We start from the raw sequence: 25122 nt of genomic DNA on the forward strand, positions 1-25122 counted from the left end.
ATGCTGCAGTTTTCAGTTAAGCATATCTTCAATAAAGTTCGCGGCGGAGTGGTATCTCCGCTGACCCTGCGCCGCATGGGGGTGTTGGGGATGAACGCGCGTAATATTGACTATATTGCGCGCTATAACGATCGCAAAAAATATCCCATCGTCGACGACAAGCTAAACACTAAGCGTGCGGCTAAAAAAGCGGGAATTCCTGTGCCCGAGTTGATCGAGGCATTTGAAAGTCCTGCCAGCCGCAAGCGAGTTATGGAGGTGATTGACCCTCTATGGCAGTTTGTAATCAAGCCGGCACGGGGCTCCGGTGGTAAAGGTATTCTCGTTATTGCCGGTCGCAATGGCGACAAATATAAAAAGATATCCGGTGCTGAAATTGATGCGCTGGATATCTTGCGGCACGTGAGCAATATTCACAGCGGCCTCTACAGCCTCGGTGGCAAACCCGACAGGGTGATGGTGGAGGCGCTGGTGGACTTTGACCCGGTCTTCGATCGCTACTCTGTTGAGGGTGTGCCTGATGTGCGGGTTATTGTTTTTCGCGGTTATCCGGTGATGGCCATGCTGCGCTGCTCAACCCACGCCTCAGATGGTAAAGCCAATTTGCACCAGGGCGCTGTGGGTGTTGGTATCGACCTGGCCACGGGCAAAAGTTGTCATGCGGTAATGCGCGGGTTGCGAATTGACCAGCACCCGGACACTGAAGTGCCTTTCGATGCATTGCAGGTACCAGGTTGGTACGAGCTGGTCCGCTTGGCGGCAAGCTGTTACGAAATGACTGGGCTGGGTTATTTAGGCTGTGACATTGTTCTGGATCGTGAACGTGGCCCGCTCTTACTGGAGGCCAATGCGCGTCCAGGGTTGGCAATCCAAATTGCCAACGGTGTTGGCTTGCGCGAGCGCTTGGGCTTTATCGAAAAATTTGATGAAGAAATGTTCAGGAAAAATGTGGATGAACGGGTGGCATTTTCCATGCGCAAATTTGCTGTGAGCAAATACGCAGAAGTGTAGGTTTGGGCTCCATTAGGGGGCCTGATTATAAAGCTTCCTTAGGTTTTTCTTCCTGGACGTGTTCCATCAGAGCTTGAAGTCGTTCTCCTTGCATTTTCAAACTGTACTCAAGTTCATTCGTCTTGGTTTGTATTTGGGTTAACTCCCATTTGTTGGGCTTTTCTCCATTTTTAGCCTTATAGCTTTTTAATTGCAATTGCTCCCATTTTTCCAGGGTATGAGTGAGCTGTAGAGCTTCACTTTTTAGGGCCTCTTCGACTCCCTTGGGCAGAGATCCGCTTTCCAGCTTCTTACGCGCCTTCTTAAACTGTAGGTCTAGCTTGGCTTTTTGAATTTTCACTGGAGAGGCTACTTTTAGGTTACGGGTAATACCGATCAGACTAAGAGCTTTAATGACCCACTTGGTTGGATCGTAATGAAACCAGTGAATGCCATTGCGATAATCGAGCTGAAAGGCGTGGTGGTAGTTGTGGTAACCCTCACCAAAAACAAAAAAATTAACAATTTTGTTGTCGCAAGCGGTCACATCATCCCGGTAGGGCTGGCTACCAAATCGATGGATGATCGAATTTACCATAAAAGTAGTGTGGTGACAGAAGGCAATTCGGAGTGCTCCTGCAAGTAAGAACATACCAATAATATCGCCGGTACAAATTCCCAGCAGGGTGAGAATCCCAAGATTCATGGTGGCGGTGATTGGAATGTAGTTATTGTGTTGCCACATCACAATTTTATCCCGCTTTAGGTCTTGTACATTCTCGAAGTTTTGGTGGCTGGTTGGATATTCATGCATCATCCATTCGATATGGGAAAACCAAAATCCGCGTTTGGCTGAGTAGGGGTCGCGGTTGTTGTCATCAACAAACTGATGGTGGTGGCGATGATGATCGCACCACTTCAAAATAGAATCTTGTAGTGCTGCGGCTCCGAATAGTGCAAATAATAATCGTAGGGCCCAGTGAGCCTCATAACTTTTGTGGGACCAAAGGCGATGATATCCGGCGGTGATAGAAAGGCTGCACATTGCACCCATTACGGCGAATGCGAGCCACTGATACCAGTGATAACCAAAAATAAAGCCATATAGGGGCACAGCAATAATTGCCAGCAAACCGGTTATGGCAAATAGCAACGTGGGAGGCCAGAAGCGTTTTCTTTTGAGAGTAGAGTCTATCGAGGTTGTGTTCATAGTGTGGTCCTCGGGTTTATGTATGCCCGGGAGAAACAAATCTCACCGGCCATATTCTGCGGTCCCGATTTTTCTCAGACCTGATAGCGATTTTTCCCCTAGTGTCTTTGCCGAGAATGCATCGTTTTGGTGCGGTGACCATATTTTTAGGTTCGCAATGGTTCGTAAGTTTGCTGTGACACAATGGATGAAGGGTGATGCCGGTTAAAAACACCGTTTTTAAAGTTGGCATAAGTGTTGCATTAGTGATTGTGCGGGACAACGGACCCGCATTTCGGGAGAGTTTCTTAGGGTTATGGCAAACCATTAACACTGGGTGACTTCCCGTTTTCTCTCATCATCGCTGATTACGGCCCCGCATTGCGGGGCCTTTTTTTTGCCCGCACTTTGCGCAAAGCTCATAATGCTTTAGTTTAGGGTCTCCCGAGGCGTTCCCAAATTTAACGGCCCCGGGAGAGAGGCTCTCTTTTATGTATGGCAAGGATGCATGAGCCAGGTAATTAATGAGCTAATTTCGATAGTCGAGCCCTGTGTGTCAGAGTCACTAACCCCAAATCCGTCCAGCGCAGTGTTCCAGTTGGCAACCAGCGATGAGCTTTCCTCTTTGGATGCATCGCGCCTGCCTCGTCATAACGCCTGCTTGCAAGATTTGTTTTTAGATTCAGACTGCGGGTTGTGGGAGTGGCATCCGGATTCCGGTGCTCAGCGTGCTCAGGGTGAAATTTGGCTCCTGTTTGCAGAAACTGCAGAACTCTCTTTGACTTCCCTGTGGACGGGTGATGAATTGCGTTCGGTTCACTCTGATGAGCGGGATCGAATTATCACTGTGCGGCGTCGTCTTACCAACAAAGGTGGACACTTCGATACTACTTTTCGGGCCTACGATAGTCTTGGTCAATTGCGCTGGCTGCGATTGCGAGGACGCGCAATAAACCTCGAGGATGACAGTGGGTTTGTTGTGATTGGAAGTTGCGCTGACTTCACTGAAACCTTGGCCCAGCGCTACCTATCTAACCTGCCTGGCGAGCGCCCCTTACAGACACTGTCTGGAGTTGGCGATGGTTTATGGGAGTGGGATCTACGCGCAGATGAAATGGTGCTTGATGATGCCTGCTGGGGGATTCTGGGTTATGAAGTGAGCCCGATACGCAGTATCGGTATTTCAGCCGCGGAGCAGTGGAAGGCTCGAATTTTAGCGGAGGACTTCCCTCGGGTTGAGCAGTCCATGCGGGATCATGTGCGCGAGGGGTTACCGCTCGATGTGGAATTTCGCATCTGGCGTTCGGATAGCAGTGTGGTTTGGGTTCGCTGCCGCGGTAAGGCCCAATTAAATAGTCGCGGTCAGCCCGTGCGGGTGTTGGGAGTTTTACAAGACGTCAGCCGCAGCCGGGAAAGACTTTCGCAAATGGAGCGGGAGCTGGAGTTGCAGCGGGAGGAAAATGCGCATCGGGCAGATTTATTATTTAGCCTGAGCCATGAATTACGCACGCCACTTAATGCAATTTTAGGTTACAGCCAAATTGTCGAATTAGATCAGAGTCTCAACGCAGACCAGCGTCAGCGCTTATCAGAAATTCGTCGCGCGGGGCAGCATTTATTGCATTTGGTCGGTGATGTATTGGAGCTGGCCAGAATCGACAGTAGGCGTTTGGGCCCCTCGATGGAATTGATTCGGCCGGCCGATTTGGTTGCAGAATGTAAACGTTTGCTCGAGCCCCTGGCTGAAACCCGTCGTGTCAGTTTGGTGTTTGAGCCTCTCGGCTGGGAGTCCGCTTATATTTGTGCGGACCCTGTGCGCTATAAGCAAGTTGTATTGAACCTGGCGGGCAACGCGGTGAAATACAATCGTGAAAATGGCCGTGTCATTATTAATTTTACGCCGCAGGCCGATGGCTGGTTGAGGCTGAATATTTTGGATACCGGCAAGGGGATTGCAGCAGAGAGACGCAAAGAAGTTTTTGAACCCTTTAACCGTTTGGGGGAGGAAAAGGGGCATATCGAGGGTACCGGTGTCGGTCTTGCAATTGCCAAGCGTCTGGCGGAGGCGATGGGGGGGCGGATCGATTTTGACAGTCAGGAAGGGCAGGGCTCAGTATTTTGGGTTGAATTCCCAATGGTTGATGCTGCGGAGTCTTTCCTGTCATTTGCAAGTTCTGTTGATGCCCCGTCAACATTACCCGACTGTATATTGCTGCTAGTGGATAACCGCCCTGAAAGTGTGGCTCGGGTGGAAAAACTTTTGCAGGGGGCGCCGCAAGTACAGCTTTCTGTGGCCGCAGATGTTGTTGAGGCCATATTTATGGCGCGTACCCAAGCACCGGATGTGGTGTTGTTTCACAATACCTTACCGGGAATGTCGGTTGGGGATTTGGTAAGTATCCTCAAGCAGGATCAAGTCACTCAAAAAACCTGTTTGGTGGTTATGGGAGGAGAGGCTTCCTCGGGAGTGACCACCGCTTTGCCGGATAACTTTGATCGACCGCAGCTTGCGCGAGTTTTGATGGAGTGTTTGACGGGGAAGAGGTGAGTTGGACTGTTGGAATCAGCACCCCGGCATCTTATTTGCCGGAGTGCCGTTCAGGATTTTAGCGTATGTGCCCCATATGTTTGCCCACGATTTTCACCAGGGGCTTAAATACTTTCGGAGTTGCACAGACCAGGTGGCCGGAGTCCAGGTAGTCTTCACCACCGCGGAAATCGCTGATCAGGCCGCCGGCCTCTTTGACCAGCAGGGAGCCCGCTGCGATATCCCAGGTGTTCAGGTACATTTCCCAGAAGCCGTCGAATCGCCCGGCAGCAACATAGGCAAGATCCAGCGCTGCGGCGCCAGGGCGGCGGATTCCCGCAGTTTGCCCAGCGATATCTTTTAGGGCGGCCAGGTAGGCGTCGATGTTATCCAGCGGCAGGCCGTTGAAGGGAATGCCGGTGCCAATCAGAGAGCCGCGCATGCCCTGGCGTGAAGAGACGCGGATACGGCGGCCATTCAGGGCAGCGCCGCGACCGCGACTTGCGGTAAATTCTTCGCGTTTGATCGGGTCCAGTACGACTGCGTGCTCAATGCGGCCGCGATAGCGACAGGCGATAGAAACAGCGAACTGTGGGACGCCGTGGATAAAATTGGTGGTGCCATCGAGGGGATCGATAATCCACTCGTAATCGGGCTCTGCGCCCTCTTGCAGGCCGCTTTCTTCAGCGCGGATGCTGTGCTTGGGGTAGGCCTTGCGCAGGTGATAGATAATTTCCTGTTCGCTGGCCTTATCCACTTCAGTAACGAAATCGTTGCGCGTCTTTTCTTCGAATTTCATCAGGTCGCCGCGCTCCCAGGCCCGTTCGATCAGTTCTCCTGCCTTACGCGCCGCGCGCAGGGCAATATTTAGCATGGGTTCCATAACTATTCCGCACAAAGTGGTTAAAGGGGTTAAAAAGCAGGCCGCAGGTTAACTGCGACGGACGCGATTGTAGGGATTCCGATTGGTTTTTGCTACACTCGCGCGCCCCCATGACACCGATTTATTACTTTCAGTATGGCCAAGTCACCTTTAGACACGACTCCACTTGCCGCGCTCGACAATGTGCGCGTGGTTCTGGTTAACAGCGCACACCCCGGAAATATTGGTGGTGCGGCGCGCGCGCTCAAGAATATGGGCCTGAGTCAGCTGTACCTGGTAGCGCCTCGGGAATTTCCTGCAGCCAATGCTGTTTGGCGTGCAGCAGGGGCAGCTGAGCTGCTCGATAGCGCCGTTGTGGTGGATACCCTGGAAGAAGCCGTGGCTGATTGTGGTCTTGTTGTGGCCACCAGCGCTCGCGAGCGCCGAATCCCTTGGCCCCTGCTGACCCCGCGCCAGTGTGGAGAGCGTACCGTCGCCGAGGCCGCGTCTCATCCGGTTGCTTTGGTGTTTGGCCGCGAGGATCGAGGGCTTACCAACGAAGAATTACAGGCCTGTAACTACCATGTGCATATTCCTGCCAACCCGGAATACAGCTCCCTGAACCTGGCGACTGCTGTTCAGGTACTTGCCTACGAAGTGCGTATGGCGGCCCTGGAAGCGGAAAAGGGTGAGCCTGTGAATTACACCGATTGGGATCGTCCACCGGCCAAGGCCAGCGATATGGAGCTGTATTTCGATCACCTGCAACAGGCGCTGGGCGAGCTGGGCTTTATTGACCCGGATAACCCCCGTCAGACAATGACCCGCCTGCGCCGACTGTATAGTCGGGTGCGCCCCGATGATATGGAGCTGGGTATACTGCGCGGTATGTTGACCTCAATCCAGAATTACATTCATCGCTCTGGTGGTAAGGGGCGACCCGACTAGTTGAGTACCCGAGTGTCCCGCTGGGTTATATACTTGACTACAGTAGTGGGTTATTCCATACTCGCGCCCCGATCGGAAAAGGGCTGTACATCAGTTGGGAGCTGATATGCGTTTGACAACCAAAGGCCGCTACGCGGTGACTGCCATGCTGGACCTGGCGTTGCACGCTGATCGCGGACCGATCAGTCTGGCAGACATATCCAAGCGCCAGGGTATATCACTGTCCTACCTGGAGCAGTTGTTCTCCCGGTTGCGGCATTCTGGGCTGGTGTCCAGTGTGCGTGGACCCGGCGGTGGCTATCGCCTGGCGCGGGATGGTGAAGAGATTTTTGTGGCGCAGATCATTGATGCGGTCAATGAATCTGTAGACGCCACCAGCTGCGGCGGCAATGCGGATTGCGCCAACGGCGAACAGTGCCTGACCCACTACCTCTGGTCAGACTTGAGCGATCAGATTCATAGCTTCCTCAGCAGTATCAGCTTGGCCAACCTGGTTTCCCGAGCTGAGGTGCAGGAAGTTGCGCGTCGGCAAGATATGCGCGAGGCGCCGGAAGAGAGGGTCGCTGTACTCGGCGGCCTGTGATTGAGGCCCAAACGGGCCAGCAGACAGATATTAGAGATTTACTAAGCGGAAACGGTATGACTATGAAGCTTCCCATCTATCTGGACTATTCGGCTACCTGTCCGGTTGACCCACGCGTCGCCAAGAAAATGGCAGAGCAGCTGACGATGGAAGGCAATTTCGGCAATCCGGCCTCTCGCTCCCACCTGTTTGGTTGGAAAGCGGAAGAAGCAGTGGAGAATGCCCGACGCCAGGTGGCGGAGCTGATCAACGCCGATCCGCGCGAAATTGTCTGGACCAGCGGTGCCACCGAGTCTGACAACCTGGGTATCAAGGGTGCGGCCCACTTTTACCAGAGTCGCGGCAAGCACATCATTACCTCCAAAATTGAGCACAAAGCTGTTTTGGATACCTGCCGCCAGCTGGAGCGGGAAGGTTTTGAAGTGACCTACCTGAATCCCCGCGAAGACGGCATCGTCTATCCGGAGCAGGTTGAGGAAGCTATGCGTGAGGACACCACTGTGGTGAGCCTGATGCACGTCAACAACGAGATTGGGGTGATCAACGATATCGCTGCAATCGGCGAACTGTGTCGCTCGCGCAAAGTTATTTTCCATGTGGACGCGGCCCAGAGCGCCGGCAAGTTGCCGATCGACCTTCAGGAAATGAAAGTTGACCTGATGTCCTTCTCCGGCCATAAAATTTACGGCCCCAAAGGTATCGGTGCCCTTTACGTACGCCGCAAGCCCCGCATCCGTCTGGAAGCCCAGATGCACGGTGGCGGCCACGAGCGCGGCATGCGCTCCGGTACCCTGCCGACTCACCAGATTGTCGGTATGGGCGAAGCCTTTGGTATTGCCAAAGAAGAAATGGCTCAGGAAGCCGAGCGTCTGCGCTCTCTGCGCGACCGTTTCTGGGATCAGATCAAGGATATGGAAGAGGTCCATATCAACGGTTCCGCCGAGAAGAGAATTCCGGGCAACCTGAACGTGAGCTTTGCGTTTGTAGAAGGTGAGAGCCTGATCATGTCGCTGCGCGACCTGGCGATTTCCTCCGGTTCCGCCTGTACCTCTGCGAGCCTGGAGCCCAGCTACGTACTGCGAGCCCTGGGTGTTAACGACGAACTGGCGCACAGCTCACTGCGTTTCAGCTTTGGTCGTTTTACCAGCGAGAGTGATGTCGACACCGCTGCCGCAGAAGTGCGCAAGGCAGTGGAGAAACTACGTGAATTGTCACCGCTTTGGGATATGTACAAAGACGGCGTAGACCTGAACAAGATTGAATGGGCCGCTCACTAAGCGCGCGCAAGAGTTAGGAGAAAAGTCATGGCCTATAGCGATAAAGTAATTGACCACTACGAGCACCCCCGCAATGTTGGACGTATGGACGACAAGGCGGACAATGTAGGCACCGGTATGGTGGGCGCGCCCGCCTGTGGTGACGTGATGCGCCTACAGATTCAGGTAAGCGACGAGGGCGTTATCGAAGACGCCAAGTTCAAGACCTACGGCTGTGGTTCCGCCATTGCCTCCAGCTCCCTCCTGACCGAGTGGGTGAAAGGCAAGACGATCGACGAAGCGGAGCAGATCAAGAACACTGCCATTGCAGAGGAGCTGGCGCTGCCGCCGGTAAAAATCCACTGCTCGGTTCTCGCTGAAGATGCGATCAAGGCTGCGGTTCGCGATATCCGTGAAAAGCGCGGTGAGTCCGATGACGCTGTAGAAGCCAAGGAATCTGCGGCGGGTTAACTTTTCGTCCAAATGTAGCGTCTAAACATAGCGAAGGTGTTGTTTTGGCTATTAGTATGACCGAGGCCGCTGAGGCCCACATTCAAAGTCAATTGGCCAAGCGAGGCAAGGGAATCGGCATTCGTGTCGGTGTCAAAACGGCCGGCTGTTCCGGTCTCGCCTATGTGCTGGAATTTGTCGATTCGTTCGAAGCCGAAGATACGGTATTTGAGCAAAACGGCGTTAAGTTGGTGGTGGACCCCAAGAGTCTGGTTTACCTCGACGGCACCCAGCTGGATTTCGTCAAGGAAGGCCTGAACGAAGGCTTCACCTTCTCGAATCCCAATGTAAAAAATGAGTGTGGCTGCGGCGAGAGTTTCCACGTCTGATTCGCTCTCGCCCCACAAGGCCGGGTGCGCTGCGCATACCGGCCTTTTTATTGGCTCCTCGGACAGTTGGGGGCCGTGCAGCAGTAAGCGGCAACTTCAGCCGCGTCCCAGGCTGTGCCCCAGTAGGTATATTCAGATGGCAACCAACCTGAACCATTTCGAAGTTTTTGGTCTGCAACCCGCGTTCGCGGTCGATCGCAGTGCCCTGGCGACCCGCTACCGGGAGTTACAGCGGGAATTCCACCCGGACAAATACGCTTCCCATTCCGAGGGCGAACAATTGTTGGCCATCAAAATGGCGGCTCAGATTAATGAGGCGCACACCGTTTTGCGCGACCCGGTACAGCGCGCCGCCTACCTACTCAAGTTGGCCGGGGTAGATGTGCCACCTGAGCAGACCACCAAAGATACTGAATTTCTGATGCAGCAGATGATGTTGCGCGAGCGCCTGGAAGAAGTGCGCGAGCAGCCCGATCCTGCAGCTGCGCTAGATGAGCTCAGTGCTGAGGCGCGGGGGCTGATCTCCAATGAGGAACAGCGCTTTGCCGAAACTTATGACGGGGGCGATCTGGGCGCAGCAGAGGATTCTCTGCGCAAGCTTCAGTTCCTGGCCAAGCTTGAGAAACAAATTGACGAGCTGGAAGAAGACCTTTTCAACGACTAGTTGCGAGAGCACTGACTGAGAGGGCCAGACGGTACCGCGCCCCGCTTAAAGAAGAGATAACTAATGGCATTACTGCAGATTTCTGAACCGGGCCAGAGCCCAGCTCCCCACCAGCGCAAGCACGCAGTGGGTATCGATTTGGGGACCACTAACTCACTGGTAGCGACCGTGCGCAGTGGATCGGCAGAGGCCATTGCCGATGAGCAGGGTGAAGTGATCCTGCCATCAGCGGTGCACTACGGAGCCGAGGCGATTACCGTGGGTGCTGAAGCCCGCGCGTGCGCTGCAGAAGATCCCTACAACACTATGATTTCTATCAAGCGCCTGATGGGGCGAGGTGTTGCAGATATCAAAAGTTTTGGTGAGCAGCTGCCCTATCGCCTGGCTGAGAGCAGCGGCGGTATGCCTTCGATTGAAACTGCAGCCGGACCGGTAAACCCGGTGCAGGTATCGGCAGAAATCCTGAAAAAACTGGCTGCGCGTGGCCGCGAAGCGCTCTATGGCAAAGCGGGCGGTGAGCTGGATGGTGCGGTGATCACCGTGCCGGCCTACTTCGATGATGCCCAGCGCCAAGCGACCAAAGACGCCGCCCAACTGGCGGGCCTGAAAGTCCTGCGCCTGCTCAACGAGCCCACAGCAGCGGCTGTTGCCTATGGCCTGGATAAAGGCGAAGAGGGTGTGATCGCGGTCTATGACCTCGGTGGCGGCACCTTCGATATCTCTATTCTGCGTCTGTCCCGGGGTGTGTTTGAAGTCATGTCTACCGGCGGCGATACCGCTCTCGGTGGCGACGATTTCGATCGTACCATTGCCAGTTGGATCGCCGAGCAAGTGGGATTGGGTACCGATCTCGACGCTGCGACCCAGCGAGTCCTGTTAGACAGCGCCTGTGCTGCGAAAGAATCCCTGTCCAGTGTCGAGCAGGTGGAAGTGCAATACGGCGACTGGTCCGGTGTACTCGATCGCGAAACCATGGCTTCACTGCTGGACCCCCTGATCGACAAAACCCTACGCGCCTGCAAGCGCGCCCTGCGCGATGCCGGTATCAGTGCCGATGAGGTGCAGGAAGTGGTTCTGGTGGGTGGCTCCACTCGTACTCTGCGCGTGCGGGAGCGGGTTGAGGGTTATTTTGGTCGTCCCCCCCATGCGGAAATTGACCCCGACCAAGTAGTAGCAATCGGCGCCGCGATTCAGGCTGATGTACTGGTGGGCAATAAGTCCAGCGAAGAACTGCTGTTGTTGGATGTTATTCCCCTTTCCCTCGGGATTGAAACCATGGGCGGCCTCGCGGAAAAACTGATTGATCGCAACACGACCATCCCCGTCTCCAAAGCCCAGGAGTTCACCACTTTTAAAGATGGCCAGACTGCCATGGCGATCCATGTCGTGCAGGGCGAGCGGGAACTGGTGAGTGACTGCCGCTCACTGGCGCGCTTTGAATTGCGCGGCATACCGCCGATGGTGGCCGGTGCCGCCCATATCCGTGTGACTTTCCAGGTGGATGCTGACGGTCTTTTATCAGTGACAGCCATGGAAAAAAGCAGTGGTGTCAGTGCCGATATTACGGTTAAACCGTCTTATGGGCTGGAGGACAAGGATATTGCGCGAATGCTGCAGGAATCCTACACCCACGCCGCTGAGGATATCGCCCTGCGCGCCCTGCGCGAGGCTCAGGTGGAAGCGGAGAGAACCCTGGAAAGCATGTTGGTGGCCCTGCGTGAGAACGGTGCCCAGCTGCTGGACGAAGGTGAGTTAAATGAGCTTGAGCACGCGATGGAGGCTTTGCGCTTGGCCCATAACGGCGGCGACGCAGAGGAAATTCGTCGACGTATCGAAGCCTTGAATAAGTTGTCTGAGCCTTTTGCTGCCAAGCGTATGGATGCCTCCATTAAGCGCGCTATGCAGGGCCACAGCTTGGATGAATTTGATAAATAACCATGATCAGGCGCAGACTCTGCGCTGCCGGCGGCCGGGGAGTCGTTACTTTCTCCCCGTCGGATTGAGACCACAGAGGTTCAGTACCCCATGCCGAAGATAGTATTTTTACCCCATCCGGAAATGTGCCCTGAGGGCAAAGTGGTGGAAGCGGAGAGCGGTGTCAGCGTGATCGACGCGGCCCTGGCCAACGATATTGAAATTGAGCACGCCTGTGAAAAAGCCTGTGCTTGTACCACTTGCCACGTCATTGTGCGCGAGGGCTTCGATTCCCTGGAAGAGCCGGACGAGCTTGAAGAGGACCTGCTGGATAAAGCCTGGGGCCTGGAGCCGGAGTCTCGCCTGTCCTGTCAGGCGATTGTGGAGGATGAAGACCTGGTGGTCGAGATTCCCAAGTACACCATCAACCAGGTGTCGGAAAAGCACTGACTTGCACGCTGAGGAAGCCGAATCATGAAGTGGACTGATATTCACGATATTGCCATAGAGTTGAGCGAAGCTCACGAGGATGTGGACCCTCTGACGGTCAACTTTGTCGACCTGCGCAACTGGGTGATGGCGCTGCCCGGGTTTGATGACGATCCCGATCGCTGCGGAGAGAAAATCCTCGAAGCGATCCAGGCTGCCTGGATCGAAGAGCAGGAGTGACCGGCCTTCGGGGGCAGTATTGGCAAGAGAGTACAAAAGTCGATCAATACCCCGTATAATCCGCCGGCCGCGAAATGCGGTGATCAAAAATTGAGTACCCCCGGTGGGTATGAAAGGAATATCAGGGAAGAGCAACTGAGTAGGTTGCTCTTTCTTTATGTAGGGAGCCTCTGAACAACTCCGCAACAATCCCGCAACACCTCTGCGAGCCTTGAAGGCCCGCCCTGCGGGGCTTACAGAGTTGTTTGGAGACTCCTAAGTTAAGTTACAAAAAATCAATTTGGAGATAACCATGGCCCTGGAGCGTACCCTTTCTATCATCAAGCCGGACGCAGTAGCCAAGAATGTAATCGGTGAAATCGAGAGCCGTTTTGAGAAAGCTGGCCTGAGCATTGTTGCCATGAAGATGGTTCAACTGTCCCGCGAAAAAGCTGAAGGTTTCTACGCTGAGCACAAAGAGCGTCCTTTCTTCAAAGACCTGGTTGACTTCATGACTTCCGGTCCAGTTGTTGTACAGGTTCTGGAAGGCGAGAACGCTATCCTGGCAAACCGCGACCTGATGGGTGCTACCAACCCTAAAGAAGCTGCTGCTGGCACCATCCGCGCTGACTTCGCTGACAGCATCGACGCCAACGCTGTACACGGTTCCGACTCCGCAGAGTCCGCTGCTCGCGAAGTAAGCTACTTCTTCGCCGACGACGAAATCTGCGCGCGCGCTTAATCCGCGCCACAAATCGCACCGGTCTGTCCGGACCGGTGCAATTCTTCCCCCGAGGTGAAATGAATGACCACAGAGAAAACCAACCTGCTCGGCCTTTCGGTAGAAAAGCTGGCCGCCTTTTTTGAATCATTGGGCGAGAAGCGCTTCCGCGCTGTTCAGGTTTTAAAGTGGATTCACCAGAATGGGGTTGATGATTTTGCTGAGATGACCAATGTCAGCAAGGCCCTGCGTCAAAAGTTGACGGAAGTGGCCGAAGTCCGTGCCCCAGAAGTATTGAATCAGTGGGATTCCGCCGATGGCACACGGAAATGGTTAATTAAAGTTTCCGGTGGCAATGCTATCGAGACTGTTTATATCCCCGATGGTGATCGCGGTACCCTTTGTGTCTCCTCCCAGGTGGGCTGTTCCCTGGATTGCAGCTTTTGTGCAACTGGCAAGCAGGGCTTTAACCGCGATTTAACGGCGGCAGAAATTATCGGGCAGGTCTGGATTGCCTGTAAATCTTTCGGTCAATTGGATCCGAAAGGACCGCGCAAGGTTACCAACGTGGTAATGATGGGCATGGGTGAACCGCTGCTCAATTTCGACAATGTGGTCGATTCCATGAACCTGATGATGGAAGACAACGCCTACGGTATTTCCAAGCGCCGCGTTACTCTGTCGACCTCCGGTGTAGTGCCCGCACTGGACCGCCTCGCCGATGTGACCGATGTGAGCCTGGCAATTTCCCTGCATGCGCCCAACGATGAATTGCGTAACGAGTTGGTGCCGATCAATAAAAAATACCCTATTGCGGTGCTACTGGATTCCGCCAAGCGCTACATCGACCGCATGCCGGATACGCACCGTAAAATGACCATTGAATACACGCTGATGCGCGAGGTTAACGACCGCCCGGAGCACGCTGAGCAATTAGCGGAGCTGCTTAAAGAGATTCCGGTGAAAATTAACCTGATTCCCTTTAACCCGTTTGAGTTGTCCGACTACCAGCGAGTGAGTAATAATGCACTGCGTCGCTTCCAGCAGATTTTGCTCGACAAAGGTTATACCGTGACTGTGCGCACTACACGCGGCGATGATATTGATGCGGCCTGTGGTCAGTTGGCGGGCAGTGTTAATGACCGCACCCGCCGCTCCGAGCGCTACCGCAATGCGGAGCGCCCCGTTCGTATTGTTAACTAGTCGCTGGTAATTTTTTGTATAGGTTGCCAACTTGTTGGCAGCCTATTGGCTTCGATTTCCCCCTTCCCAAAAAAACTCTGTTCAGCCTGAAATTTCCTTTCTATTCTATTTTTCGTGTCAACGAAATTGCTTTATCTAACGTTTAACGCTCGAGGAAAATTTACCCGGGAAGGGAGCGTTGGATATATGCATGAGATTAGGTCAAAACGATCATATTTTTTTAATTTGCATTTTGCTTGCAACATTTTGACTTTGAATGAAATAGCTGGCCATTGGAGAGAGGTCTTCACTAGACCGTCTGGCACTGGATCTTTGCAGTAGCTACACCCGTATCTCCAACATCCATCAAAACATTATGACGCTATAGCGTGCTATCCAGTCATTTTCATTTGGCCTGGAGCTGTTACAGCGTGCTTAGGTTCAGGAGAAACAAAGTGTAGAAATGCTTGCACAGCTGTGTTGAGAGTTGAAGTGCATGGAGTTCTCTGAGTTGCCTGGCTTAGGAAAAGAAAAGTTATCGACGGGACTGTTCGAACATTATGAACGCGGAAAAAAACCAATTAACCCAATTGCTTGTAGCGCTGAATAAGCTGCTGTTCATTTCTTTATTTCTATTTATGGTGGGCTGTGGGGGAGGTGGTTCCTCTAGCGGTGAGGATGATTCATCGACAGAAACTACTGAAAATGATAGCGGCTCTGGGGATAGCTCTGGCTCAGACGATGGTGACGATTCGGACGGTGATACTGATGGTGGTTCGGATGGTGATACTGGGTCAGATGATGAATCCGATTCAGAGCAGGGGATCTTGGTTGCTGAACTGATTGCAAATCCCTTCTCCGGCACCAGCATAGGGCTCTCCTGGGAGGACTCTGAAGAGACCTACAGCGTCTATCGCGATGGCGAATTGATCGCAGAAACTACAGATAACCATTACGTGGATGAAGTCCTCTCAGTTAATACTGAATATAGTTATTGGGTCGGTGTGGGGAGTATTGATAGTGATACTAATAGTGTTACTGCAAAAACACTGGTTAATAACACGAATGATGGCCTGAGCAATGGTACTGAAGCAGAGGCCATTGAAAAGCGCATTGTTGATTTTGATGAATGTCAAAATGAGCGCTCAGCCGTAGATGTTGACGATAGTAGTCTCGACAGTTGCTTGCGGGCTGTGCTGGATGAAGTGGGAATGGCAGAGCAATTGGAGGATATGCGTGCTTTCGCTGCTCGAGTTAGAAGTGAGCAAGACCCGGAGATGGTTGAGTTGGGTATGCGGTTATTCCACAGTAAAAGTCTTAGTGCTAACGGTGATACCGCCTGTTCTTCTTGCCACCACCCGACAATAGGCTGCGCTGGTGATGATCTTTCCATGTCTGTTGGGGTTAATGCCGTTGATCCCGATTTGCTTGGCCCAGGGCGTTCCGATGGTGAAAACGAAGTGCCGTTGGTTGCACGCAATGCCCAGCCTATTTGTAATGTGGCGCTCTGGGATAATGGATTATTCTGGGACAACCGCGTTCTTTTCACGAGCGACGGTGGCCTTAAAACAGACTCCAGGGATGTAACCAATAATACTGAAGCGGCGGTTGGTACCGGAACTTTGGCACTTATGATGGCCCAAGCCCATTTTCCGGTGACAGATGCTGCTGAGATGGGGGATATTTCTGAATTTGGCTACGACGAAAGTAGCGACGATGACCTTACTGACTACCGTGAGGAATATCTTATACCAAAGCTCAATGAGGAGTCCTGGGGCCCCTTATTTGCTGCCGCTTATGGAGACAACAGTATTGACTACAGTAGGGTTGCACAGGCGATTGCCGCCTATGAAGCGGTATATATTTTTATTGATAACCCCTTCTTTGACTATATCGACGGTGACCTGACAGCGCTGGATGACGATGCGAAGCGGGGAGCAATTACTTATTTTACGCCAGGCTCTGGTTGTACTGCTTGCCATACGGGCGCCTTCTTTACTAACCAGGGTTTGAGGGTCGTTAACTATCCTCAAATTGGTGTCGGAAAAGAGGATGATGGCGCTGATTGGGGAGGGGCAGTACTCGGTGGCTTTCGTGTTCCAACACTGCTCAATGCAGGCATTACTGGTCCCTGGGGGCACGCCGGGCAGTTTGGCTCCTTAGAAAGAAATATTGAGCACTATGCCGGGCAAGCAGATTCGGTATCCCGGTATTTCGCAGATAGTGAAATGTGCGACCTGGATCAGTTTGCTGAGCTAGAAGACTGCGCAGCGAAAGTTGCGCCCAATGGTCTGGAGTTGACCGAGGCAATTCTGGAGATTGATGGTGATGCAGCACTTCCGATAGACGACGATGAAGTGAAGCTTTTAGCGGCATTTCTTGAGGCGCTCACTGACCCGGATGCAGAGAATGTAAATTCAAATGCAACCCAATCCCTGATTCCTCCCCGTGACGGCGGACCCGATGGAATGCAGCTGGATGCCTGGGATCAGGACGGCAACGAACTTTAATATTCCTGCATTTTATTTGAGCATCTCACTAATATTGACTTACTGGTGAGATGCCAACTCTTCATTAGCGAACTTTATTCGCATTCATCATTCAGGCAACTACCTTCTGCCTTAAAATTCACCACAGTTTCATTCTTACTTTGCTTCCAGGGCCAGGCCGAAGTTGATCCGAGAGTGAATTCTTGCGATCAGGGCTAGGTAAAAGTCATCGTCTGGATTGCGAAGTTTTTAGTCAGTTGTTGCTGGAAAAAATGCTATCCCCTGAAATTCTGGTGAGCTGGTAGTTTCCTCCGGGATTCACTCCGGACTTTTGTTCACATTTCTTCCTTAATTGGTCAACCAAATCTATTGGTGTCGCGTTATCACCTATGAATTATTAAAAATATATGGAAGGGATCACTAGGATTCTTATGAGTGCTCAGAAGTTCGATCAAAAAGTCTTTCCCAGAGTCCTATTTAGACTCTTTTTCCTCACGCTGTTTTCGCTGTTAGTCGGTTGCGGCTCCGGGTCATCTGGTAGTGAGGATAATTCGCCTGCAGATACCGTTCAGGGTGATGATGGTTCCGGTTCCGGTTCCGGTTCCGGTTCCGGTTCCGGTTCCGGTTCCGGTTCCGGTTCCGGTTCCGGTTCCGGTTCCGGTTCCGGTTCCGGTTCCGGCTCAGGGACGGGCACCGATCCTGAGCCTGAGCCTGAAGAAGCCGGTGAACCCGCTGAGCTAATTGGCTATGCCCACTCGGGAACCAGTATCGGTCTTAACTGGGAAAGAGATGGTGAGACTTACTTTATCTATCGAAACGGTGAAAAGGTCGCGGAAACCAGCAATAACTATTATGTCGAACAGGGCCTCTCAGTTAACACCGAATATGTTTACTCTGTCAGTACGGTTGATGCTGCAAACGAATCGGAAACTTCGCAGGTTACGGTCAAGACATTAGTTAATGACACCAATGCTGGCCTGAATAACGGTACAGAAGATGATGTTTTAAATGAGCGTATCTCCACGTTTGCAGAGTGTAAAAATACTGCGACGGCACTAGATCTACTCGAAGAGGACTTGGACAATTGTTTGGCAGCCATGCTCGAGTACAATCGCATGGTTTCTCTTGTCGAAGATATTCGGGCTTTTGCTGCACGGGTCCGCAGTGAGCAGGATCCTGCCAAGGTGGAGCTGGGCATGCGTCTGTTCCACAACAAGTCTCTCAGTGCTAATCAAGATGCTTCTTGTTCATCCTGTCACCACCCTGCGATTGGTTGTGGGGGAGATGACCTCTCGATGCCGGTTGGAGTGAATGCTGTAGATACCGCTTTGCTCGGGCCAGGTCGATCTGATGGAACTAATGAAGTGCCTTTAGTGCCGAGAAATTCACAAGCTATTTGTAATGCGTCACTATGGTCTCGTGGACTGTTCTGGGATAACCGGGTCTCACTGAGTCCGAATGGCGTTCTCCGTACGGATTCAAGAGATGTTACCGATAATACGAATGATGCTGTGGGATCTGGTTCGTTAGCCCTACTTATGGCGCAGGCGCATTTCCCGGTAACGGCCCCGCCAGAAATGGGTGACATCGCGGACTTTGGATACGATGATTCTGTCGATGAAAATTTCACTGCATACCGCGAAGATATATTAGCGGCTAATTTGGATGTCGAAGCTTGGGCTCCCCTGTTTACATCTGCCTTTGGGGATTCTGAAATTAATTTCAGTCGTATTGCTGAAGCAATTGCAGCTTATGAAGCCGTGCAAATATTTATCGATAACCCCTTCTTTGACTATGTGGGCGGTAACCTGGAAGCGCTCGATGTAGAGGAAAAGCGTGGTGCTATTACTTTTATGTCGAAGGATGCTGGGTGCACGTTCTGTCACAAGGGAGCTTTCTTCACGTCTGAAGCCTTGATGGCCGCAAATTATCCGCAGATAGGTATAGGAACCGATGAGAGTGGCAGTGGGGAAGATCTGGGTGGAGAGGGTTCCTTAGGGTTCGGAGCATTCAGGGCACCGACCTTACTGAATGTGGCGATCACTGGTCCCTGGGGGCACAACGGGCAGTTTGGCACGCTGAAGAGAAATGTTGAACACTACAGTGATCATGGAGCCTCCATTTCCAGGTACTTTGAAAATAGTGAGATGTGTGATCTCGCTCAATTCAAGGATCTTGAAAATTGCGCCAGTAAACTGGCTCCCAATGGTTTGGCACACTCTCAGGCGATCTTAGATGGAAATGAGGGTGGGGGTATAAATCGCCTGAGCGAAGAAGAGATGGACCTTATAGTGGTATTTCTGGGGACTCTTACTGACCCCAAGGCCGCGAATACCAACTCTAATGAGATTCAGTTTCTGATTCCTCCTCGGGATGGTGGACCAGATGGAAAGCAGTTAGATGCAAAAGATAGCGATGGTGAAAGTTTATAGCCTTCATTCCATAACTCTTTGGGAAATGGTTGCGTCAAGAGCGCTTTGCGTTTCCCCTAAGTTGGATTAGCCGGCTATTTGCCGGTAGTCACCGCTAAAAAGCTGTCGGTTATTTTCGGCAGCTTTTTTTAATCTATCTGAAACAATCCTGATACAGTTTGTTCTTACAAACTCTTCTTGCTTTTCCCACCTCTGATTCAACGGCGCAAAAATATTTTCATTGGGGTTTGGGTGTTAACGCCCAAATTTCAGAGATTGAATTTACATATTTTCTAAAGCAAACACTGAAACTACTAATTTTTATTAAATTCCTGACTATGAGAACGGATGTAGTAGCTTACTGCGACCTTATTAGCAGTTATTCCCGTTTTAAGTCATTACAGTAGGCCCTGGGAGTAACTGGATATTTTCGCAATGCCGCTGATTTTCAGGTCGGTTCACAACCACTGCGAGGCTCCCTAGATCTCTCATTAGGTTGCAACGCAGAATTTATTCTTAGATATAGTAAGTATTTCCTTACCCTTTGATGCCAGTGCTGGCACTTAGGTCTGTATTTGCTGTCCAGAACTCGGAATAAGAAAAGGTCATTGACGGGCAGGTCAAGAACTATGAATGTTGATAAAAATCAAATCACACTATCGCTAACGGCTCTGGTAAAGCTGCTGGTCCTACCTCTATTTCTTGTGATGGTGGGCTGCGGAGGAGGTGGTTCCTCAAGTAGTGACAATGACACACCTACTGAAACTTCTGATACTGGCAGTGATGGTGATTCTGGTTCAGGTGATGATGATAATGGCGATGGCGATGGCGATGGCGATGGCGATGGCGATGGCGATGGCGATGGCGATGGCGATGGCGATACAGGCTCAGGTCAGGGAATTATTCCTGCAGAACTGATCGGCAACGCATTTTCCGGTACCAGCATTGGTCTTTCCTGGGAAAGCACTGGTGCGACCTATGTTATCTATCGTGGCAGTGAACGAATTGCTGAGACGACTAGCGGATACCATGTCGATGAAGGTCTCTCATCAGACACTGAATATACCTACTCAGTAACCACCGGCGATGTCGACAGCGAAGATGAGACCGCCAGCGTCACTGCCAGAACATTGGTAAATAATACTAATGACGGGCTCAGTAATGGTTCTGATGCAGATGGTTCTGATAGCCGAATTTCCGATTTTGATGAATGTCAAAATGCGCGTTCAGCGGTCAATATTGCTGATGGCAGTCTCGATAGCTGCTTACAGGCAGTGCTGGATGACGTTGGTATGGCCGAGCAGTTGGAAGATATGCGCGCCTTTGCTGCCCGGGTCAGAAGTGAACAGGACCCTGCCATGGTAGAGCTGGGTATGCGCTTGTTTCACAATAAAAACCTGAGCGCTGATGGCGATGCATCTTGCTCTTCCTGCCACCACCCGGCAATAGGTTGTGGTGGCGATGACTTATCCATGCCAGTTGGCGTTGATCCCGTTGATGCTGAATTAGTCGGTCCCGGTCGCTCCGACGGCCAGAATGAAGTTCCGCTGGTACCTCGAAATGCCCAGCCTATCTGCAATGTAGCCCTTTGGGATAACGGTTTGTTTTGGGATAACCGAGTGGCGATCAATGGTAATGGAGGGCTCAGGACAGACTCCCGGGATGTTACTCGCAACACAGAGGCGGCCGTGGGTACTGGTACCCTCGCACTGATGATGGCCCAAGCCCACTTCCCGGTCACAGAAGCTGCTGAGATGGGGGATATTACCCAGTTCGGTTACGACGATACCAGCGATGATGGTTTTACTGATTATCGTGAGGATATTCTCGCTGAAAAATTAACCCAGGACTCGTGGGGTGCAATGTTTACCGCAGCATTTGGCGATTCGGCAATTAACTTCAGCAGAATTGCAGAGGCAATTGCCTCTTACGAAGCGGTGCAAATTTTTATTGATAACCCCTTCTTTGATTATGTTGATGGAGACCTTGCGGCCCTCAATAACGATGAAAAGCGAGGGGCAATTACCTTTATGACACGAAATTCAGGGTGTACAAATTGCCACTCAGGAGCCTTTTTCTCTAATCAAGGGTTGAGAGCTGTCAGTTATCCACAAATTGGTGTTGGTAAAGATGAGAGTGGCAGTGGTGCTGACTTGGGTGGTAATGGAAGCGGCAGCTTCCGCACGCCAACGCTGCTTAACGTGGCGCTCACTGGCCCCTGGGGGCACGCAGGTCAGTTCGGTACATTGAAAAGAAATGTCGAACACTACACTGGTCGAGCCGACTCTGTTTCCCAATATTTCACCAACAGTGAGATGTGCGATTTGGATCAGTTTGCAGAGGTGGATGAGTGTGCGGCGAAAGTTGCGCCCAATGGCCAGGCACTGACTGAAGCACTGTTGGCTGAAAATGGCGACGGCGCTGTGAATTTGGACGACGAGGAAGTTGATTTACTGGTAGCGTTCCTCGAAACCCTAACTGATCCAGATGCGGCAAATACTGACTCCAATGCAGTCCAGTCATTGATTCCGCCGCGGGACACTGGTCCAGATGGCATGCAGCTGGATGCGGTTGACCAGGAAGGTAATCAACTCTAACTCTTCTAAGCCCTTTTTACTTATTCCGCCGGTACACCGGTACTGGCGGATTGACAATACTCGACAAAGTCATCACTAAATGGAATTGATTGGGTTTTAGGGCTGCAACTGGCAAGGCTTTCCGGCAGTATAGGGATTTGGAAAGTGCCAGCTGAGGCGGGATCAGATTTCTCACACAAAATACCGATATGTACTTTTACCACTGCCAGTGGATGCCGGTGGTCGATGTTGGGTTTTGCTGTGTTTTGCGGGCTTGCTTTGTCCAGGGATTGGCGTTAGCACTCATTGGTGTATTGGTGACACCCGCGCAATCTCGCTGGGCCGATAAGTGAAAAATAAAGATACAGGTGATGTAGTGTCCGCGAAATTTAAGAGCCTGTCGCTCCTGGTGCTGCTCGGTACTCTGCTGGGGGGGTGTGTAACCTCTGGGATGCCCGAGCGCAAGGAAGTTGACCTGGATAAGGCATTGGAGACCCATGTTCAGTTGGGGCTTCGCTATTTGCGGGACCCCAACAGCAGGGAGCAGTCCCGCCGTCATTTTAACCGCGCTTTGGAATTGGGCAAAAAGAACCCACTGGCACATCACGGTCTGGCACTGCTTTATCAAGCGGATGGTGAGCTGGATATTGCGGAGTCTCACTTCAAGAAAGCCTTGCGCTATAGCGACGGGTTTTCCATGGCTCACACTAACTACGGCGTTTTTCTCTATAAACAAGAGCGCTACAAAGAGGCCCTCAAACAGTTCGAACTCGCCTCTACAGACCTCACCTATAATCGTCGATCTTTTGCCTTGGTTAACTACGGCCGTACGGCCGCGCGTCTGGGTTTCACTGACAAGGCGGAAGGGGCCTATGCCAGGGCGTTAGCGCTGAACTCCGATTTGCCGCTGGCGTTGATCGAAATGGCTGAGCTGAAATTTAACGCCGGTGATTATGCAAAATCCAAGGCGTACCTGGATCAATTTAGTGAAAAGAATCGCCAGACACCCCAGTCACTGTGGCTTGGGATTCGTATCGAGAAGGTGTTTGGCAATCGTGACAAGGAGCGGAGTTACGCCCTTGCTTTGAAGAATTTGTACCCGTACTCTGCGGAGACACTGAAATATCAGGAGTTGAGTGGTAATGACGGATAGTAGTCCCGAACACTGCGAAGGTGGTGAGGTCGTATCCAATACGCAAACTTCTAAGGGTTCCGCTGGCAATCTTTTGCTGGCGGCTCGGGAAGCGGCCGGGCTGTCCCGAGAGGAGTTATCGCAGCGCCTGTGTATTATTGATAACACAGTTGAGTGGATTGAAAGCGATAATTACGAAAAGCAGCCAGAAGCTGTCTACACGCGAGGCTATATCCGCAATATTTGTCGCGAGTTGAATATTCCTGCTGAGCCGGCTTTGGAAGCCTATGATAGGGATCGGCCGCAGCCAGCACAGCGCAGTGAATCCCGGCGAACCACTAAAGCCGAGGCATTTCGCCCTGAGCGCAAGCGCGGACATGGTGCCCTGGCCCTGATTCCCCTGTTGCTCGCGGGTGGTGTCTTCTGGTGGAAGTACGGTACTCCAGTCAATATTCCCGGTATGCCCATGGGTGAGGATACTGCGGACCTGGTTGCCGAAGCCCCCGTTGCCAGTGAAGTTGTAACTGATCCGGTTACTGAAGTAGAGGGGCAGGAAGTTGCAGTTGAAGAGTTGAGCTCAGAGCCATTTGCACCAGCATCAAATGGAGTTGCTGATGTTCAACTTGAGGTTGGCAGTGCTGAAACGGTGGAGAATAAACCCGCTGCTTCTGTGGAAAAAGTGGTTGAGCCTGTTCCCTCCCAAGTAGCCCAGTTGGACCAGGCCCTGAAAGGCGCTTTGCGGCTTCGCTTTGATGAAGATGCCTGGGTTGAGGTGAAAGACGCACAAGGTGTGATTTTACTGGCCGGGGTCCAAGCTGCTGGCAGTGCCAGATCTTTAGATGGAGATGCTCCATTTGAGCTGATGTTGGGAAATGCCCGTGCAACCCATGTGGTTTACCGCGATGAAACTATCGACAGCCAGCCTATTGGCGACCGCCGCACTCGTCGTCTGATTGTCGGCGATTAAGATGATCTTCCCCGTTTGGGCGCGAACCCTGTAGGTTTGCGCCCAATCTCTCTATAATCTCCCCTCGATTTTTATCAGTAATACCACCAGGTCAGCCTATGCAATTTGAATCTCCCATTGTCCGCCGCAAGTCGCGCCAGATCATGGTGGGTGATGTACCGGTCGGAGGGGGTGCCCCGATCTCGGTGCAAAGTATGACCAACACCGAAACCTGCGATGTAGCAGCTACTGTTGGCCAGATCCAGCGCCTGGAACAGGCTGGAGCCGATATAGTGCGGGTTTCTGTGCCCAGCATGGATGCCGCAGAGGCGTTTGGAGAAATTAAAAAACAGGTGAATGTCCCGTTGGTCGCAGACATTCACTTCGATTACCGTATCGCCCTGCGGGTCGCAGACCTGGGGGTGGATTGCCTGCGTATTAACCCCGGCAATATTGGCCGAGAGAAGCGTATTCGGGCCGTAGTGGATAAAGCTCGCGATCTGAATATCCCGATTCGTATCGGTGTCAATGCGGGCTCCCTGGAAAAAGACCTGCAGAAAAAGTATGGCGAGCCCACGCCGGATGCTCTGGTAGAGTCGGCGCTGCGCCATGTATCGATCCTCGACAGCCTGGACTTCCAGGACTTCAAAGTCAGTGTAAAAGCATCCGATATCTTTATGGCCACGGCTGCCTATCGCAAGCTGGCCCAGCAGATTGAGCAACCGCTGCACTTGGGTATTACCGAAGCTGGCGGCTTGCGTGCCGGCACAGTGAAGTCGGCGATTGGTCTCGGTGCCCTCCTGCTCGACGGTATCGGGGACACCCTGCGGGTTTCCCTGGCTGCAGACCCGGTGGAAGAGGTCAAAGTGGGCTGGGATCTGCTCAAAAGCCTGCGTCTGCGCAGTAAAGGTATTAACTTTATTGCCTGCCCCAGCTGCTCGCGCCAGAACTTCGATGTGGTGAAAACCATGAATGAGCTGGAGACGCGCCTGGAAGATGTGACCACACCGCTGGATGTGGCAGTAATTGGCTGTATCGTCAACGGCCCCGGCGAAGCGAAAGAAGCCGATGTAGGCCTGACTGGTGGTACCCCAAGCCATGCCATCTATGTGGATGGGCAGCCGGACCGCAAGTTTAAGAATGAAAATCTGGTGGATGATTTAGAACGCTTGATTCGCGAGAAGGCGGCCGCCAAGGCCGAGCGCGAAGCGGATATCATCGCCAAGGCGTAGAGGGCAACAGCTC

At 52.3% G+C, this 25122-nt stretch carries 21 protein-coding genes; 19 read left to right on the plus strand and 2 right to left on the minus strand.

Annotated features, from left to right (window positions below):
- Entirely contained in the window at positions 1–1011 is a 1011-nt protein-coding gene (locus ACJJIM_RS01905; RefSeq protein WP_413664554.1) for an alpha-L-glutamate ligase-like protein, read from the plus strand.
- 25 nt (positions 1012–1036) lie between these two features.
- Here the strand turns inward: ACJJIM_RS01905 and ACJJIM_RS01910 are convergent, their stop codons facing one another.
- Positions 1037–2200 (minus strand): acyl-CoA desaturase, encoded by a 1164-nt coding sequence (locus ACJJIM_RS01910; protein ID WP_413664555.1) that lies wholly within the window; start codon positions 2198–2200, stop codon positions 1037–1039.
- A 487-nt stretch (positions 2201–2687) separates the two neighbouring features.
- On the opposite strand from ACJJIM_RS01910, the gene ACJJIM_RS01915 reads away from it, so the two are divergent.
- Entirely contained in the window at positions 2688–4727 is a 2040-nt protein-coding gene (locus ACJJIM_RS01915; RefSeq protein WP_413664556.1) for an ATP-binding protein, read from the plus strand.
- Between the two features lie 58 nt (positions 4728–4785).
- Here the strand turns inward: ACJJIM_RS01915 and ACJJIM_RS01920 are convergent, their stop codons facing one another.
- The gene (locus ACJJIM_RS01920; protein WP_282934081.1) at positions 4786–5589 is read right to left on the minus strand and encodes an inositol monophosphatase family protein; all 804 of its coding nucleotides are present in this window, start codon (positions 5587–5589) and stop codon (positions 4786–4788) included.
- Positions 5590–5724: 135 nt separating this feature from the next.
- On the opposite strand from ACJJIM_RS01920, the gene trmJ reads away from it, so the two are divergent.
- The 17 genes from trmJ to ispG all read left to right on the plus strand — a co-directional run bounded on the left by trmJ (position 5725) and on the right by ispG (position 25109).
- The gene (gene trmJ / locus ACJJIM_RS01925; protein WP_108731983.1) at positions 5725–6516 is read left to right on the plus strand and encodes a tRNA (cytosine(32)/uridine(32)-2'-O)-methyltransferase TrmJ; all 792 of its coding nucleotides are present in this window, start codon (positions 5725–5727) and stop codon (positions 6514–6516) included.
- Between the two features lie 106 nt (positions 6517–6622).
- Positions 6623–7099: a Fe-S cluster assembly transcriptional regulator IscR gene (gene iscR, locus ACJJIM_RS01930; RefSeq protein WP_282934079.1), complete on the plus strand. Its 477-nt coding sequence runs from the start codon at positions 6623–6625 to the stop codon at positions 7097–7099.
- Between the two features lie 62 nt (positions 7100–7161).
- Positions 7162–8376 carry an IscS subfamily cysteine desulfurase gene (locus tag ACJJIM_RS01935; protein WP_413665847.1) on the plus strand — a complete coding sequence of 405 codons (1215 nt, stop codon included), beginning with the start codon at positions 7162–7164 and terminating at the stop codon, positions 8374–8376.
- A gap of 27 nt (positions 8377–8403) precedes the next feature.
- Positions 8404–8826, plus strand: coding sequence for a Fe-S cluster assembly scaffold IscU (gene iscU, locus ACJJIM_RS01940; protein ID WP_108731985.1), 423 nt, complete (start codon positions 8404–8406; stop codon positions 8824–8826).
- A 56-nt stretch (positions 8827–8882) separates the two neighbouring features.
- Positions 8883–9194: an iron-sulfur cluster assembly protein IscA gene (gene iscA, locus ACJJIM_RS01945; protein WP_444895049.1), complete on the plus strand. Its 312-nt coding sequence runs from the start codon at positions 8883–8885 to the stop codon at positions 9192–9194.
- Positions 9195–9330: 136 nt separating this feature from the next.
- Complete coding sequence (hscB, locus tag ACJJIM_RS01950) at positions 9331–9858, plus strand: co-chaperone HscB (protein WP_413664557.1); 528 nt, start codon at positions 9331–9333, stop codon at positions 9856–9858.
- Positions 9859–9921: 63 nt separating this feature from the next.
- Positions 9922–11793: a Fe-S protein assembly chaperone HscA gene (gene hscA, locus ACJJIM_RS01955; protein ID WP_413664558.1), complete on the plus strand. Its 1872-nt coding sequence runs from the start codon at positions 9922–9924 to the stop codon at positions 11791–11793.
- A 90-nt stretch (positions 11794–11883) separates the two neighbouring features.
- Positions 11884–12222: an ISC system 2Fe-2S type ferredoxin gene (fdx, locus tag ACJJIM_RS01960; RefSeq protein ID WP_108731989.1), complete on the plus strand. Its 339-nt coding sequence runs from the start codon at positions 11884–11886 to the stop codon at positions 12220–12222.
- Positions 12223–12246: 24 nt separating this feature from the next.
- Complete coding sequence (gene iscX / locus ACJJIM_RS01965; RefSeq protein WP_282934076.1) at positions 12247–12441, plus strand: Fe-S cluster assembly protein IscX; 195 nt, start codon at positions 12247–12249, stop codon at positions 12439–12441.
- A gap of 292 nt (positions 12442–12733) precedes the next feature.
- Positions 12734–13162 carry a nucleoside-diphosphate kinase gene (gene ndk, locus ACJJIM_RS01970; RefSeq protein ID WP_108731991.1) on the plus strand — a complete coding sequence of 143 codons (429 nt, stop codon included), beginning with the start codon at positions 12734–12736 and terminating at the stop codon, positions 13160–13162.
- A 63-nt stretch (positions 13163–13225) separates the two neighbouring features.
- A complete protein-coding gene (gene rlmN, locus ACJJIM_RS01975) occupies positions 13226–14344 on the plus strand; it encodes a 23S rRNA (adenine(2503)-C(2))-methyltransferase RlmN (RefSeq protein WP_282934075.1) in 1119 nt (372 codons plus the stop codon).
- A gap of 539 nt (positions 14345–14883) precedes the next feature.
- Complete coding sequence (locus ACJJIM_RS01980) at positions 14884–16833, plus strand: cytochrome c peroxidase (protein ID WP_444912197.1); 1950 nt, start codon at positions 14884–14886, stop codon at positions 16831–16833.
- 410 nt (positions 16834–17243) lie between these two features.
- On the plus strand, positions 17244–19244 hold the full coding sequence (locus ACJJIM_RS01985; protein WP_444912198.1) for a cytochrome c peroxidase: 2001 nt from the start codon (positions 17244–17246) through the stop codon (positions 19242–19244).
- Between the two features lie 608 nt (positions 19245–19852).
- The gene (locus tag ACJJIM_RS01990) at positions 19853–21820 is read left to right on the plus strand and encodes a cytochrome c peroxidase (protein WP_444912199.1); all 1968 of its coding nucleotides are present in this window, start codon (positions 19853–19855) and stop codon (positions 21818–21820) included.
- A gap of 355 nt (positions 21821–22175) precedes the next feature.
- On the plus strand, positions 22176–22952 hold the full coding sequence (gene pilW, locus ACJJIM_RS01995) for a type IV pilus biogenesis/stability protein PilW (protein ID WP_444906250.1): 777 nt from the start codon (positions 22176–22178) through the stop codon (positions 22950–22952).
- The gene (locus ACJJIM_RS02000) at positions 22942–23898 is read left to right on the plus strand and encodes a RodZ domain-containing protein (RefSeq protein WP_413664563.1); all 957 of its coding nucleotides are present in this window, start codon (positions 22942–22944) and stop codon (positions 23896–23898) included. The genes pilW and ACJJIM_RS02000 overlap by 11 nt, the downstream gene beginning before the upstream one ends.
- Before the next feature lie 98 nt (positions 23899–23996).
- The gene (gene ispG, locus ACJJIM_RS02005) at positions 23997–25109 is read left to right on the plus strand and encodes a flavodoxin-dependent (E)-4-hydroxy-3-methylbut-2-enyl-diphosphate synthase (protein WP_444912200.1); all 1113 of its coding nucleotides are present in this window, start codon (positions 23997–23999) and stop codon (positions 25107–25109) included.
- Positions 25110–25122: the final 13 nt, after the last annotated feature.

Source organism: Microbulbifer maximicatervae (SeqCode) (assembly GCF_052467615.1).

What these genes read in the sequence shown, in the direction of transcription:
- rlmN (WP_282934075.1), top strand. Translation starts at nt 13,226, where the DNA reads ATGACCACAGAGAAAACCAACCTGCTCGGCCTTTCGGTAGAAAAGCTG.
- ACJJIM_RS01920 (WP_282934081.1), bottom strand. Translation starts at nt 5,589, where the DNA reads ATGGAACCCATGCTAAATATTGCCCTGCGCGCGGCGCGTAAGGCAGGA.
- ACJJIM_RS01915 (WP_413664556.1), top strand. Translation starts at nt 2,688, where the DNA reads ATGAGCCAGGTAATTAATGAGCTAATTTCGATAGTCGAGCCCTGTGTG.
- iscU (WP_108731985.1), top strand. Translation starts at nt 8,404, where the DNA reads ATGGCCTATAGCGATAAAGTAATTGACCACTACGAGCACCCCCGCAAT.
- ACJJIM_RS02000 (WP_413664563.1), top strand. Translation starts at nt 22,942, where the DNA reads ATGACGGATAGTAGTCCCGAACACTGCGAAGGTGGTGAGGTCGTATCC.
- ACJJIM_RS01985 (WP_444912198.1), top strand. Translation starts at nt 17,244, where the DNA reads ATGAGTGCTCAGAAGTTCGATCAAAAAGTCTTTCCCAGAGTCCTATTT.
- ispG (WP_444912200.1), top strand. Translation starts at nt 23,997, where the DNA reads ATGCAATTTGAATCTCCCATTGTCCGCCGCAAGTCGCGCCAGATCATG.
- ndk (WP_108731991.1), top strand. Translation starts at nt 12,734, where the DNA reads ATGGCCCTGGAGCGTACCCTTTCTATCATCAAGCCGGACGCAGTAGCC.
- iscX (WP_282934076.1), top strand. Translation starts at nt 12,247, where the DNA reads ATGAAGTGGACTGATATTCACGATATTGCCATAGAGTTGAGCGAAGCT.
- ACJJIM_RS01910 (WP_413664555.1), bottom strand. Translation starts at nt 2,200, where the DNA reads ATGAACACAACCTCGATAGACTCTACTCTCAAAAGAAAACGCTTCTGG.
- ACJJIM_RS01905 (WP_413664554.1), top strand. Translation starts at nt 1, where the DNA reads ATGCTGCAGTTTTCAGTTAAGCATATCTTCAATAAAGTTCGCGGCGGA.
- fdx (WP_108731989.1), top strand. Translation starts at nt 11,884, where the DNA reads ATGCCGAAGATAGTATTTTTACCCCATCCGGAAATGTGCCCTGAGGGC.
- ACJJIM_RS01990 (WP_444912199.1), top strand. Translation starts at nt 19,853, where the DNA reads ATGAATGTTGATAAAAATCAAATCACACTATCGCTAACGGCTCTGGTA.
- hscB (WP_413664557.1), top strand. Translation starts at nt 9,331, where the DNA reads ATGGCAACCAACCTGAACCATTTCGAAGTTTTTGGTCTGCAACCCGCG.
- ACJJIM_RS01980 (WP_444912197.1), top strand. Translation starts at nt 14,884, where the DNA reads ATGAACGCGGAAAAAAACCAATTAACCCAATTGCTTGTAGCGCTGAAT.
- trmJ (WP_108731983.1), top strand. Translation starts at nt 5,725, where the DNA reads ATGGCCAAGTCACCTTTAGACACGACTCCACTTGCCGCGCTCGACAAT.
- ACJJIM_RS01935 (WP_413665847.1), top strand. Translation starts at nt 7,162, where the DNA reads ATGAAGCTTCCCATCTATCTGGACTATTCGGCTACCTGTCCGGTTGAC.
- iscA (WP_444895049.1), top strand. Translation starts at nt 8,883, where the DNA reads ATGACCGAGGCCGCTGAGGCCCACATTCAAAGTCAATTGGCCAAGCGA.
- hscA (WP_413664558.1), top strand. Translation starts at nt 9,922, where the DNA reads ATGGCATTACTGCAGATTTCTGAACCGGGCCAGAGCCCAGCTCCCCAC.
- iscR (WP_282934079.1), top strand. Translation starts at nt 6,623, where the DNA reads ATGCGTTTGACAACCAAAGGCCGCTACGCGGTGACTGCCATGCTGGAC.